The following is a 12,947-nucleotide window of genomic DNA, read 5'->3' as shown; positions in this document are numbered from 1 at the left end:
GTCAGCGGTCAGCGGTCAGCGGTCAGCGGTCAGCGGTCAGCGGTCAGCGGTCAGCGGTCAGCGGTCAGCGGTCAGCGGTCAGCGGTCAGCGGTCAGCGGTCAGCGGTCAGCGGTCAGCGGTCAGCCTTCAGCTAAAAGCTCACGCTATGGAACCGTCAGCTGATGTAACAGAGATTAAACCAATGCTTATTTGTTTTATTCAAAAGCACCATCTGTACCGCATTAGCTGAGAGCTGAGAGCTGAGAGCTGAGAGCTCTCAGCTAAAGGCCTACGGCTACGCTACGGGAATAGCTTTGGAATAAAACAAGTAAGCATTGGAATAATGCTGAGTTACCTCCCAGGGTCGTTCGCACAGCGTGGCCAAACGCGCACGCGTGGCCGAAAGGCCAAGGCCAAAGCCTGTGCCACAAGGCACCTCAAGTAGCGTGAGCTTTTAGCTCACGGCTGACGGCTGACGGCTGAATGCTTACACTAGAATTATCAAAAAAATGGCTTCTTAGGAAAACTCCGATGACTGCCACTACTGCACTGCTTAGCCTCGAAGACTACTTAAGCTACAACGATGGCACTGTTCGGCGTTATGAACTGGTGAATGGGGAACTGATTGCCATGTCTCAACCCAAAGGACAACATGGTGCAATTACTGAGTTTCTCAACGATCAATATCGGGCTGAAATTCAGGTTCAGGGGTTAGCCTGGGTTTCTAAGCAAGGGTTTATTGCGATCTGCTTGCAGCAGCGCTTCGCGAACGAGTCGCCCCGTGGGGGACGTTGGGATACAGCGCGGATTCCAGATGTGACGGTGGCAACACTGGAGCAATGGGAGGGAATGCTGGATCGAGAGGCGATCATTCGTCTCAACGAATCGCCACCTTTTTTGGTGGTTGAAGTGGTTAGCGATTCGACTCGGACGACGGATTATCGCAGTAAACGAGTGGAGTATAACTTGCTGGGGATTCGCGAATATTGGATTGTCGATCCCCTCAAAAAGCAGGTTGTGGTGTTGCAGTTGGTGGATGATCTTTATGAGGAAACGGTTTTTGTGGGGGATGAGTTGATTGAATCAACTATTTTTCCCGGCTTGCAGCTTTCGGCACAGCAAGTGTTAAAAGCAGCCCTTTAGAATAAGTAATAAGTCATAGACTTTTAGCCATCAGCCGTTAGCTGTCAGCTGTCAGCTAAGTTCTAAAAGCTGAATGCTGAACGCTGAACGCTCTAAGCACCGAGGAGGAAATTTTATGCCTTCCCCTTTTCCAGGGATGAACCCTTACCTAGAACATCCAGAAGTTTGGCCAGGAATACATCACTGGCTAATTGTTGAACTAGCCAGATCCCTTTCTCCTCAACTGCGTCCCAAATACAGAGTTGGTGTTGAAGTGCGCATGTATCAAACTATTGGTGAACAATCATTGCTCGTTGGCATTCCGGATTTAACTGTCAAAGGTTCACAGGTGACAACTAAACAACTAATAACTAATGTTGCAGTTGCACAAGCTCCAACTCAACCCCAAACGGTACAAGTTCCTGTACCTGAAACTATTAAACAAGGTTATTTAGAAGTGCGAGAGGTAGCTACCAAGGAAGTAGTAACAGCTATTGAAATACTCTCTCCCATTAATAAACGTTCTGGAGAAGGACGCAAGCAATATGAAAGTAAACGAAATAAAGTCTTAGGCAGTTTCACTCATTTAGTAGAAATTGATTTACTGCGTAAGGGACAACCAATGCCAGTTTATCACAGCAATATTGAAACCCATTATCGAATTTTAGTCAGTCGAGGAGACCGTCGTCCTCAAGCTGATTTGTATGGATTTAATTTACCAGCTCCTATCCCCTCATTTCCGTTACCGCTGAAGTCTGGAGATACAGAACCATTAGTAGATTTACAGTTATTATTGAATAATATCTACGATCAAGCCAGTTATGATTTACTCATAGATTATAATCAAGAACCACTACCGCAATTGTCGGAAGAGGATCGGGTTTGGGTTAATACATGGTTAACGGAGCGAGAATTGCGATCGCACTAGGGTGGGGTAAGCATTCAGCGGTCAGCAGTCAGGCGTAGGGTGGGCAAATAATCTTTGAAACACCATTTGATCCGTTATCATGTCCATTTGCCCACCCGACAAGATCAGCGATCGCACTACAAGAGTGGTCAGCAGTCAGGCGTAGGGTGGGCAAATAATCTTTGAAACACCATTTGATCACTTATCATGTCCATTTGCCCACCCGACAAGATCAGCGATCGCACTACAAGAGCGAATAATCCCCCTCAGTTATCGCTGTCGGGTCATGGCAATTACCGCTTCCACTGTAAAGTCTGAGATAGTGTCAAGGGTGGGGAGTATGTCAGTTCCGGCAAACACCAGTGGTAGTTCTTGGTTTTCCCAAACCCAGATTTGCTGTCGCTGAATATCGATTAACCAAGCCAGCTTAGTCCCGCTGCTCAGGCAGTGCAGAATTTTGTTCTGTAGGTCTAATGTGCTTTGGTCAGGGGAGCGAATTTCAATTAACCAGTCTGGTGAACCTTGCAGGGGGCCATCTTGATCCCGGATGCGATCGCGTTTAACAACCACAATATCTGGTACAGGGGATAAGGGAGGAATGATGCACCGGAGTTCTTGAATCGCAACGCAAGCATGGGTTTGATTGTTGATGGCGTTTACAAGGTTACGCTGGAGGCGGGAATGAAACAATGTTGGCATCGGTTTTTGCTTCGGGTGTCCATGGATGAATTCCCAAGCAGGAGAAGCTTCTATGTTGGGTTGTTGGAGAAAAGCGTCTAAGGAGTTAGTAATGCTAGGTGATTGCATAATTAAGTTAGCTGAATAATGCTTAAATGATCCCTATCCAACAAATATTTCATGGCTCGTCTTGCGCTTCGAGGGGTAGGGTGGGCAAATAATCTTTGAAACACCATTTGATCACTTATCATGTCCATTTGCCCACCCGACAAGAGCGTAGGCACTACTCTACAAGCTCGCCGTCAGCTAATATACTTCATCATGAGAACCTAAATTAAGCAACAAAATAGCTTCTTCAGAATCTTCAGGATTTTCGATAAATTCAAATAAAATACGGTAGCTGTAGTCAATTGAACATGACCAGATATTGGATAAATCGCCTTTAAGTTTGTGGGTGTGTAAGCTAGGATGAAATGGATCTTCTGCTAACTGACGCACGGTTTTCTCAATTAGTGGTCTAAAATCTGGTCTTTTACGAAGTATTCGCTTTAAACCTCTTAGTGATTGGGGTGTCCAAGCAATTTTCATGGTTGATCGAGTTCTTCTAAGAATTGATCAACTGAGCCAAATTTTACTTTACCTTCCGCTAATTCTTGGCGAATTTCTTTGATTTCTTGCAATAGTATTTCTCTCCGTTGTAGATGGAATCTTTTGAGAAGAGTATCGAGTAATATCTCTTGCTCTTCTAAGGACAATTTTTCAACGGTTTCAATCGCTTGCTGAAAGGCTGAGGTTTTGAGCATACTTTCAAGATGATTTCCGGTTTTTTCTATTTTATCAAAATCAGCAGGGAGTAGGGTGGGCAAATAATGAATGTGGGGTAGGGTGGGCAAATAATTAAAGAAAGGCCATTTGATCACGAATCATGTCCCTTTGCCCACCCTACTACAAGAGCGATCGCACTTAAAGCAGCCCATTTCTTTCATGAATCAGATAGGATTGCTATATACTTAGAGTATACCACTTTTAGTGGAGAGCTAAGTAATGACATTTATCAGCCCTAAAACCGACTTTGCCTTCAAAAAAATCTTTGCCTCCCAGGAAAGTAAACCGATTCTGATTAGCTTTCTCAATGCTCTTGTCTACCACAATCAACCTCTGATCCAAGATTTGGAAATTATTGACCCTTATCAGTCTTCTCCTCTTCCAATCCTCAAAGACTCTTTCCTCGATGTGAAGGCCAAACTGAGTAATGGTTCTTTGGTGATTATTGAAATGCAGGTTTTGCAGGTAGAATCCTTTGCTAGACGAGTTTTATACAATGCTACTAAAGCTTACTCTCTACAGTTAGGTAAAGGAGAAGGCTATCGTTATCTCAAGCCAGTGATTGCTCTGACGATTACCGATTTTGTCATGTTTCCTGAGCATAATCAGATAATTTCTAATTTCAAGTTACGAGAAGAAACTACCAACATCAGCTACATCGAAAATCACTTAGAGTTAGTGTTTGTGGAACTACCGAAGTTTGAGAAGCAGTTGGAAGAGTTAGACCAACTCGATGAGTTGTGGATGTATTTTTTAAAAAATGCGCCTTCCTTAGAGACGGTGCCACCGCAAATGGCGCAACTACCAGAGTTTCAACAGGCATTTGGAATTGCTTCTGAGGCAAATTTAAGTAGGAAGGATTTGGAGGAATTAGGAAAAAGAGAGATGTTTATTCATGACCAACAAGGGCTAGTGATTTTTGCTGAGAAACAAGCTAAGCAAGAAATAGCACAGCAGCTTTTGCCTTTGTTAGATAATGAAACAATTAGTCAGACTACTGGCTTACCTGTAGAGGAAATTGAGAAGCTGCGAGAAGGCTAAGGGTAAGCTATCAGGGGTAGGGTGGGCAAATAATGAAAGTTTGGCAATTTCATCAGTTATCCTGTCGATTTGCCCACCCCACAAGAGCGATCGCACTTTTACCCAACAAACAACAGAGGCGATCGCATGCCGTAGGGTAGGGTGGGCAAATAATGAAAGTTTGGCAATTTCATCAGTTATCCTGTCGATTTGCCCACCCTACAATATCAGAGCGATCGCACTACATATAGTATATTATGCGATCGCACTACAGAAAACCTGCTCGCACCAAAATTGTCAGAAGTTCGGTAACCGAGTCTACTTGCCAGTCAGGTTATTGTGGGTGATAGAGATGTTGTCCCAACGGGCACCATTGGCCGATGTGGAGAAGGCAACATAACCCCCAGAGCTACGCATATCATTGATACTGAAGGCGTTAACAACATTGGTGACTGTGTTTGTCAAAGTTACTGAAATTGTAGAGCCGTCATCGGTGAGAAGCAGGTGGACTGGGTCGTCCCAAAAACTATCTCCTCCCGGTGGATCTTTACGGAAAAACTCCATGAAGGGGCCACCGAATGAGACTCCAGTATGGCCATTTTGGAAGTTATGCAATCGCAGGTATATTCCGTTACTTGGTTCGTCAAAGGAACCAGAAGGAAGTCCGTCACCACGAACTTGAAGAAAAGCAATTTCGTTAGCCGGAGTGAAAGTAATGTCTGCCTCAATTGTGAGTGGATTGTCAATACTCGGTTTGAGATTAGATGCTACAGTACGAAGGGTTCCGCGATTAGTCACACTTGCCCAACCAGCATCAGTGGCATTCCCGGTTCCACCTCCGATCTCGAAATTTGCTGAATCAAAGGTCCCACCGGTGAAATCTTCAGTAATGGAGTCTGGTTCAGAACATTTTGACGTGTATACACGGCATTTTTGATTTACCGAATCCAAATTCCAAGCTCCGCAGTTCACAATTGCAGCACATCGATCACCACACTGTTCATAGGTTCCCGAAAATGGTTCAATCGTACGAATTCTAGAAATAGCTTTACAAGTTTCTGCGGTCCCAGGAGGTATAAATCCCCATCCACCGGAGGGGTCTGGTTCAGAACATTCTGACGTGTATACACGGCATTTTTGATTTACCGAATCCAAATTCCAAGCTCCGCAGTTCACAATTGCAGCACATCGATCACCACACTGTTGATACGTTCCCGAAAATGGTTCAATCGTACCAATTCTAGAAATAGCTTTACAAGTTTCTGCTGTCCCAGGAGGTATAAATCCCCATTCAAGTGTGTCAACCTGAGCATTCCCGACTGCGTAGAATGCAGTAAACAAAACTACAACAACGAGGGTAAAAATATATTTTGTTATTTTCAACATCAGCTTAATCCTGATGAACAATAAAAGTATGAAGGAGAAGCATTGCTTGCCTGGTGCATCTCAGTTTTGCAATTAGGCAAAAATTCGGCATAAAATTCCCACACTCCTCGCGCCCGGGCCCCACACTCCCCGCGCCCGGGCCCCACACTTGAGATCTTTTTTACAAATATGAGATGCACCCGGTGTGGCCAGGTAGGGAGTCACCTGTCTCCTCAGGGGTGGGGTTTTCACCCACATCCAAAAGATAGTTAGAAATTTTGAGGGTGTATCCGATACTTTTTAGCTACCAAAATCTACCAAAAGCAAATTCTGGCTCGCCAATGCAAGATGCTTTCACATCCAGGGGGTATCTCCCAAAGCTCTTACGGAATATCCCGCGAGCGCCATAAAAATGTCAACAAATTTGGTTCCACCGGGATAGACAGTGCAACTATTAAACCCTTGGTTTTCGGTTTTAATTTAAGTTACATAATAATCTCTGTCGGTGTTACCCTAATTTAATTCTAACAAATAATAAAAGTTTTTGGTATACTCTGCAACATTTTCTCTAGCGGTTTACTAACCCTCGCGATTCCCCCAGCTCATACCCCTCTAGTTTCTAGAGGCTCCTAGCTGGAACGAGCCGCACCTGCATCCAATCTTCTTCTAGAACCAATCACTCTGGAGTCTTTCTTTTTTTGAGCTATTGTCCTAGAGGTAGAGTTAGAATATTTCGGTTTATAGGTATGAGTCCGCATAGCTAGTTCTATTTACCTTGTACCCTTGAAGAAAACAATACCAGTCGATCACATGGGTGCATCTCACTTTTGTAAATGTTCGTAGGGTGCGTTAGGGACGGGGGAGCCCTTATTTTCTTGGTAGCCAGTGTTAGGACAATCCGTCCCGTAACGCACCACCCAAACGGCAAAAATGAGATGCACTCGATCCCACCGTCTTCTAGGAGCGCGACATGGCACCCCAAACTTTAACCAACTGGTATCATAGTAATTATAGTTATCTGTTACAAGAAATCGAGCCAGTTTGTAACTATTTATAAAAGTACATAGAAGGTTAAAAAAATCCACAAAGCGTTACATAATTTGGCTCCGATACATCTGCCTTGGCTGAACTTTGTCGCTAATTCCATCTCTCCCCATTTGAAAGGGATATCCTGCTAATGGGTGGGCAAATTGGGACGGCTGAGATGAGACAACTTAAGAGGCGTTGCTGCTCGGGTGCATCTCATTTTTACTGTTTGACCCGGTGGTGCGTTACGGGACGGACTTTCCCAACATTGACGACCGATAAAATGAGTGCAAGCCCGTCCCTAACGCACCCTACGAACTCACCCAATTAATAATTCCTCTAACTATAACAAAAAAAAATCGGTCAAGCTCTGGTTAACCCCAAGTCTTGACCGAATTCTTTTGTAAAGCTGAGCTCAACTCAACTCTAAATCACTGTCTTGATGCAGTCGCTCATGGGGGGGACCACGGCAGTCGCTCATGGGGGAAACCCCCAAGACCGCGCTGCCTCCCCAAGACCGCGCTGCATCGCTACTGATGAACTAATACATTCTTATCGAATTAGTCAGCAACTGCTCGAAAGCAACCACATTCTAACTCATCCTTCATCCTGATTTATATCCCTCCACAAAAAACGTTCACCATTCATAGTCGCCAGGGCTTTGCCCTGGCAATTTACTATCCTAGTCTACGTAAAAATATCGAATCAAAAAGGTCATAACCTCACCCGGTTTTCCAGTAGGCTCGGGAGTGCTCCACTCGTCTGGGTAAGCATACTTAAGGGAATAAATGGCATTAATTGTTTTGCGAACCTTTTCAGGAGAACCGATCAAAACGAGCTTGGCTTTCTTCCGTTTACGACCTTCGTTTTCAGGGGTGATATTGTCATCAGAGTTAGGTGGAAAGTTTTTAGTCATCAGTAATGACTCCTTGAAACTGCTTATATTATTAATATATTTATGAATTAATTTATTGTCAAGGGGTTTAGTAATTTTTTTTATTACGAAATATGGAGATTGTGGAGAGGTTAGAAAGAAAAGATATCCGATGATTTTTTGTGTTAATATCAGAGATTAATAGTAGGGTGGGCAGTGCATAAAACCAATTGAAAAGCTGATAATCCTAAAAGTAAGCACTGCCCACCGACAGATTAATAGTAGGGTGGGCAGTGCATAAAACCAATTGAAAAGCTGATAATCCTAAAAGTAAGCACTGCCCACCGACAGATTAATAGTAGGGTGGGCAGTGCATCCGACTAATTTAAAACCTGACTATCCTAAAAGTAAGCACTGCCCACCGACAGATTAATAGTAGGGTGGGCAGTGCATCCGACTAATTTAAAACCTGACTATCCTAAAAGTAAGCACTGCCCACCCTACATCTACTCTATATTTCTCTGCCCACCGACAGTAAATTAACTATAAAATTAATTCTCTGGTGGGCAGTGCCTCAGACTAATTTAAAACCTGACAATGATCAAAGTAAGCACTGCCCACCCTACATATTTCCTATAAAATATCCTTCCGCTTCTGTAATTTAAAGGCGATTATTAAATAAACCCCGGTGTGTAAGCACAGTAGTAGCCAATTAAGAATTAAATTTTGCCAGGTGGCATCATAAACGGGTGTTGCTTCAAAGGGAGGAGGAGGAAGCTTCAATCCGAACCTGGAAGACTGTTCTGGTACCATACTATTAACATTTACCAGGGCACCGTAAGCTCCCATTGACCAACGACTTACCATCAGCCAAGATAGTGTACTGGCTAATCCTTTTAGTTTAAAAATAACTCCAGAAAAAATAATCTGGGGTAGCAAAATTAATGGTATAGTATTATTTGCTTCACTTTCATTTTTAACCAATGTCGATACCATCAGACCTAAACTGGTAGCAGCGATAATGGTTAAAAAAGTAGTGATTCCCAAGCCAATTTTCCAATCCAGTAGTTCAGAGGTAGGTGGCTTAAACCCATAGAGCACAATAGTAACAATCAAGATAGTTTGTAAAATAGCTAAGCCAGACCGAATCAGTACTTTGGAACCGAGATAGGGAAATAACCCTAAATTAACCAGTCGCTCTCTCGCATAAATACTGGACTCTTTCACAATTTCTTGCAGTGAACTAGATAGTCCAACCCACAGGGCAGCACAGGTAAAAATAAACAATACTCGTAGCGCTAGAGGTGCTTGGGTTATCTCTGGAGACTTCAGTTGAGCTAAGGGGTCTTTCCCTGACAACGTCAGAATAATCAAACTAATCCCAATCGGAGCAGTTAGTAAGGCTAGGGCAAGACTTCGCATATCCCGCACTACTAGTTGTAGATAGCGCTGACTGAGCAACAGCAGTTGCTTGAGTTGCTTGAAAACAGGAATACCAGCACTTTTGCTAGGGATTGAGGTCGATAGCAACCTTTGACCAGGACTGAGGTGTGCTGAAATGTAGGTCTTGTAACCAGGTGAGCTGAGAAACCGCTGATGCCAGTGTTCACTATTCTGCTCAAGTTCCTCCGGTGTTTCCCCTTGCTCTAGCTTCAGGTAAATATCAGGGAAGTATCTTAAGTCTGGAGATGGCATCTTAAAAAAGTCCATCGCTTCTGTGGGAGGACCAAAGTAACACAACCGTCCACCCCGACCCATAAAGGCAATGCGATCGCATACGTCAATATTCGCAGTAGCATGAGTCACCAGCACCACAGTTCGTCCCTGATTCGCTAATTCTCGCAATAGCTGCATCATTTCCTTATCCAGTCCTGGATCTAGACCAGAAGTAGGTTCATCCAGAAAGAACAGTTTCGGATCAGCCAATAATTCCACAGCAATACTGACTCGTTTCCGTTGTCCCCCACTCAGATTACCCACAACCGTGTTTCTCACAAAATCCAGTTTGACTTGTGACAAAGTTTGCTTCACCACCTGTTTCACATCAGTATCTGGTGGTAATCGTAATTCACAGGCATAGGTTAATACTTCTTTTACAGTTAAATCCCGATGCACAATATCATCTTGGGGAACATAGCCAATTTGTGAGCGGTACTGATTAAAATGCTGTCGCAAATCTTGGCCATTGATAAATACAGTACCTTTAGTAATTGGTGCAATTCCTAATAGAGTTTTCAGTAACGTAGATTTCCCAGTGCCACTACCTCCTACCAAAGCCACTAACTGACCTGGTTCAATCGGCATAGAAACCTGATTCAGGATAGTGCGTTTTTTGCCTAATTTATAATTAACCTCGCGCAGCAATTTATCAGCATCAATCCGAATTTGATTACCTTGGTCAACTAATTCTAAAGTATCCTGCCTCAACAGTAATATAAACGGACCAATCCGAATCGTATCCCCATCCTTAAGTAAAACTGGTTTATGGATTAATTTGTCATTAATAAAGGTACCATTTCTGCTATAATTATTAATCTGATAATTGCCTTCGGAAATCTTGATCAGGGTAGCGTGAAGGGAAGAAACTGTCGGTGCATCTAATGGCCAACAGTGGGAAAGTTCAGGATTAGGAGAACGACCCAATTGCAGTGGCCAATTTTGCACACTTGCCAAGGAAAGCTGCCGTTTATTTGGCGTCACCCTTGGTTGACTATGGGCAGGATTAAAGTAAGTGAGGCGAATGTAATCCCGAGGATTTTGTCCAATGGTCAACTCTAAGCCATGTTTCAGAAGATACCCATCAGTGATGCGAGTGTGGTTAACAAATAGTCCATTAGTACTTGGATTTGCCCCATCACCATCAAAAATCCGATAATCCTCTCCCTCTTGAAGCAGAAAAGCATGGCGTTGGGAGACAATAGTCCAGCCTGTTTCAGGAATATCGAAATCTGACCAAGTGCGATCGCGTCCTAATCGATAAAATCCTTTCTCAAGAGAAAAACGAAGTACTTGACCTTGATTGTTTAGCTCTAGATATATCATTGTCATATATAGCACTCTCAATCGGATGAGGTACCTCGCCCTTAGGGTTTTAGGGAGCTAAGGCCGTGGGCCACGCTTACTGGCTTTGCCAGACGCTGCGCGAACGCGCCCCGCGTGGCCTACGGCCAAACGCGAACGGAGCAGCGGTAAGAACCTTGAATGTACCTCATAGCTATGATAAACGCTATATAATTTTTATTTGAGATGTAAACATAGGATTGATATAAAAAGCAAACATATTCCTTCTAATTCTTAAGCATTCAGCGGTCAGCAGTCAGCGGTCAGCTTTCCTTAACTCAGATTAAACTAATGGTTATTTTTGTTATTCAAAAGCTGTTCGGTGTAGCTTGCCCTATGCCCATAAGCTGATAGCTGGTAAGCATTCAGCCGTCAGCCGTCAGTGGTCAGTGGTCAGCTGATTTTATTCAAAAACACCTCAAGTAGGGTGGCACAGGCTTCGACGCTGTGATCTAAGCCATAAGCTGATAGCTGATAGCTGATAGCTGATAGCTGATAGCTTACGATAGCTGTTACCGTAGCCTGGTACAGGCTTCGACGCTGTGCCACAAAGCTGATAGCTGACAGCTGAATACTTACGAATGTTAGGCACTGTTAGCTACCTATAGCAGATTTCGTAGCAAAGGTAATAATGCCAACACCAACAATAACCAAAAAGAAAGCGAAATATACAAACGTCTTTGAATAGGGTTTGCTTTCTATTACTTGCTCCTTGCCACTAGTGTTACTCGTCATAGCTCCGCGAACAGAAAGAAATAGTAAAGGAAGAGAAACAATCATTCCCAATACTTCAATTACAAATAGCGCCTGAGGCATGGGATCTGGCGAAACTGGAAAGAGTGTTCCTAAGTCTAGGGCGTATACGATAAAATAGGACATAGCACATAAGCTAGACACAATGAACGCCCACTTTAAATCTTTGAAGATAAAGTAAATAATTAAAAGGCTGACTATCTCTAGGGAAGTTAAGAAGGTATTAAATGCCCCCAATATCAAGGGGTCAATGTGTGAGAAACTCCTTGTTTCAATTGAACCACCAGGAATTAGAGACCCCAACAATCCAAAAGATAAAACCAAGAGTGCAGATACCAGATGTCTAATAGTTATTGTCATTGTAATTACCTCACAACTAGAATTATTCCTGTCAAACACCACAAATCAGTACCAGAAAATCTTATCGCGTTTCCCTAGGGCGATAAGGGGTTTCCTTAAGCAAATGACTGACTAATATTTTTAGAAAAAACAAAGGGAGAAACCATTCCAAACCAGGCATTGGGGAAAATAGATAGCGATCGCCCAACAGCCCTAAGCTGTAAAGCCCTAGGGCTACTGGACGTTGAAGATAGAGGGGAGACCGCAAAATCAACACTGATGCCCCCAACAGGTAGCTGGACACACCGATCAAGAACCCCCAATCTCCCCCACGAAATAGCAGCGCCACTAACAAGACATGGATCACATGAACAGACACAAATCCTAAATGCTGCTGCCAACCCTGTTCCGGTCGGTGATACCAACCCTTAGCGGTGGAAGTGGCATTGGTGAGGAGACCCCCCACTAAATCAAGGCCAAGAACAGCAATCAGTCCTAATTGCAACGGGCTCCACTGTATTGGGAGGGTCAGCGCGTAGGTTGGAGCTGCTACCAAAGCCACCAGCGACGGCACAAATTGTATCAGCAACTCAGCTTGGGTTGCCCCTGGTCCGGTGAAGCGATCAAGCCAACCTTTGAGACCAGAGCGAGGGGAGGGACAAGTCAGCTCAGAGTGCATTAGCTTAACCTCATAACAGTTGTTATGCTAACAATATAACAACTGTTATGATAAGCTGTCAATAGGCATTGAGACTTTGTTTATGTCCCACTTTATATCTGGTGTTATCTGGTTATAGCAGTCGCCAGGGCAGTTAGGACATCGACATTAGTCTCACACCCTTTGTAAGCGCAATAGTTTGACTTCTGACTTCGTTAGAGTCGATGCCTGGTATTACCCAGGGCACCTCTCCTTCAAATCTGGGCGTGCGACTTTCACCGCACCCAGCTCCTAGATATCCTGACCTTTCGGTCTGCTTCCGTGGATTAGTTGATGGCAG

Annotated in this window: 15 protein-coding genes and 3 pseudogenes; 7 read left to right on the top strand and 11 right to left on the bottom strand. The window is 43.8% G+C overall.

Going from position 1 to position 12,947, the window contains the following annotated elements; translation table 11 throughout:
* The 4 genes and pseudogenes from F6K38_RS43600 to F6K38_RS26245 form a co-directional block, all read left to right on the top strand.
* A pseudogene (locus tag F6K38_RS43600) lies at positions 1-66 on the top strand (hypothetical protein); the annotation flags it as partial.
* Positions 62-163: pseudogene (locus F6K38_RS43595) on the top strand (hypothetical protein); the annotation flags it as partial. The pseudogenes F6K38_RS43600 and F6K38_RS43595, both read left to right, overlap by 5 nt.
* A 348-nt stretch (positions 164-511) precedes the next feature.
* Complete coding sequence (locus tag F6K38_RS26250) at positions 512-1,123, top strand: Uma2 family endonuclease (RefSeq protein ID WP_008179757.1); 612 nt, start codon at positions 512-514, stop codon at positions 1,121-1,123.
* Positions 1,124-1,238: 115 nt separating this feature from the next.
* The gene (locus tag F6K38_RS26245; RefSeq protein ID WP_044492291.1) at positions 1,239-2,030 is read left to right on the top strand and encodes a DUF4058 family protein; all 792 of its coding nucleotides are present in this window, start codon (positions 1,239-1,241) and stop codon (positions 2,028-2,030) included.
* Positions 2,031-2,058: 28 nt separating this feature from the next.
* On the opposite strand, the gene F6K38_RS26240 is transcribed toward F6K38_RS26245, so the two are convergent.
* The 4 genes from F6K38_RS26240 to F6K38_RS26225 form a co-directional block, all read right to left on the bottom strand.
* Entirely contained in the window at positions 2,059-2,211 is a 153-nt protein-coding gene (locus F6K38_RS26240; RefSeq protein WP_165691842.1) for a hypothetical protein, read from the bottom strand.
* 68 nt (positions 2,212-2,279) lie between these two features.
* Positions 2,280-2,816 carry a Uma2 family endonuclease gene (locus F6K38_RS26235; RefSeq protein WP_287357986.1) on the bottom strand — a complete coding sequence of 179 codons (537 nt, stop codon included), beginning with the start codon at positions 2,814-2,816 and terminating at the stop codon, positions 2,280-2,282.
* 177 nt (positions 2,817-2,993) lie between these two features.
* A complete protein-coding gene (locus F6K38_RS26230; RefSeq protein ID WP_008179751.1) occupies positions 2,994-3,275 on the bottom strand; it encodes a type II toxin-antitoxin system RelE/ParE family toxin in 282 nt (93 codons plus the stop codon).
* A complete protein-coding gene (locus tag F6K38_RS26225) occupies positions 3,272-3,607 on the bottom strand; it encodes a hypothetical protein (protein ID WP_008179749.1) in 336 nt (111 codons plus the stop codon). The genes F6K38_RS26230 and F6K38_RS26225 overlap by 4 nt, the downstream gene beginning before the upstream one ends.
* A gap of 124 nt (positions 3,608-3,731) precedes the next feature.
* Between F6K38_RS26225 and F6K38_RS26220 the strand changes: the two genes are divergently transcribed.
* Together F6K38_RS26220 and F6K38_RS26215 are read left to right on the top strand one after the other, a co-directional pair.
* Positions 3,732-4,553, top strand: a complete 822-nt coding sequence (locus tag F6K38_RS26220) for an Rpn family recombination-promoting nuclease/putative transposase (protein ID WP_271970300.1) — start codon at positions 3,732-3,734, stop codon at positions 4,551-4,553.
* On the top strand, positions 4,531-4,932 hold the full coding sequence (locus F6K38_RS26215) for a hypothetical protein (protein WP_131827055.1): 402 nt from the start codon (positions 4,531-4,533) through the stop codon (positions 4,930-4,932). The genes F6K38_RS26220 and F6K38_RS26215 overlap by 23 nt, the downstream gene beginning before the upstream one ends.
* Here the strand turns inward: F6K38_RS26215 and F6K38_RS26210 are convergent.
* Positions 4,851-5,918 carry a hypothetical protein gene (locus F6K38_RS26210; RefSeq protein WP_008179744.1) on the bottom strand — a complete coding sequence of 356 codons (1,068 nt, stop codon included), beginning with the start codon at positions 5,916-5,918 and terminating at the stop codon, positions 4,851-4,853. The two genes, F6K38_RS26215 and F6K38_RS26210, sit on opposite strands and share 82 nt — an antisense overlap.
* 1,459 nt (positions 5,919-7,377) lie before the next feature.
* On the opposite strand from F6K38_RS26210, the gene F6K38_RS26205 reads away from it, so the two are divergent.
* Positions 7,378-7,536 carry a hypothetical protein gene (locus F6K38_RS26205; RefSeq protein ID WP_287357983.1) on the top strand — a complete coding sequence of 53 codons (159 nt, stop codon included), beginning with the start codon at positions 7,378-7,380 and terminating at the stop codon, positions 7,534-7,536.
* A gap of 69 nt (positions 7,537-7,605) precedes the next feature.
* On the opposite strand, the gene F6K38_RS26200 is transcribed toward F6K38_RS26205, so the two are convergent.
* From F6K38_RS26200 to F6K38_RS26175, 6 genes and pseudogenes are all read right to left on the bottom strand, one after another.
* Positions 7,606-7,839: a hypothetical protein gene (locus F6K38_RS26200; RefSeq protein ID WP_008179742.1), complete on the bottom strand. Its 234-nt coding sequence runs from the start codon at positions 7,837-7,839 to the stop codon at positions 7,606-7,608.
* Positions 7,840-8,430: 591 nt separating this feature from the next.
* The gene (locus tag F6K38_RS26195) at positions 8,431-10,839 is read right to left on the bottom strand and encodes an ATP-binding cassette domain-containing protein (RefSeq protein ID WP_287265229.1); all 2,409 of its coding nucleotides are present in this window, start codon (positions 10,837-10,839) and stop codon (positions 8,431-8,433) included.
* A 411-nt stretch (positions 10,840-11,250) separates the two neighbouring features.
* Positions 11,251-11,406: a hypothetical protein gene (locus tag F6K38_RS26190; RefSeq protein WP_008179738.1), complete on the bottom strand. Its 156-nt coding sequence runs from the start codon at positions 11,404-11,406 to the stop codon at positions 11,251-11,253.
* A 45-nt stretch (positions 11,407-11,451) separates the two neighbouring features.
* Entirely contained in the window at positions 11,452-11,970 is a 519-nt protein-coding gene (locus F6K38_RS26185) for a DUF8051 family protein (RefSeq protein WP_008179736.1), read from the bottom strand.
* 61 nt (positions 11,971-12,031) lie between these two features.
* Complete coding sequence (locus F6K38_RS26180; RefSeq protein WP_287295950.1) at positions 12,032-12,628, bottom strand: hypothetical protein; 597 nt, start codon at positions 12,626-12,628, stop codon at positions 12,032-12,034.
* Between the two features lie 133 nt (positions 12,629-12,761).
* Positions 12,762-12,947 (bottom strand): annotated as a pseudogene (locus tag F6K38_RS26175) (hypothetical protein); the annotation flags it as partial.

This window comes from Moorena sp. SIO3B2 (genome assembly GCF_010692525.1).
In the GTDB taxonomy this organism is placed as follows: Bacteria; Cyanobacteriota; Cyanobacteriia; order Cyanobacteriales; family Coleofasciculaceae; genus Moorena; species Moorena producens.
Note: the sequence above shows the minus strand (reverse complement) of the source record. Positions and strands in the feature narration are given on the sequence as shown.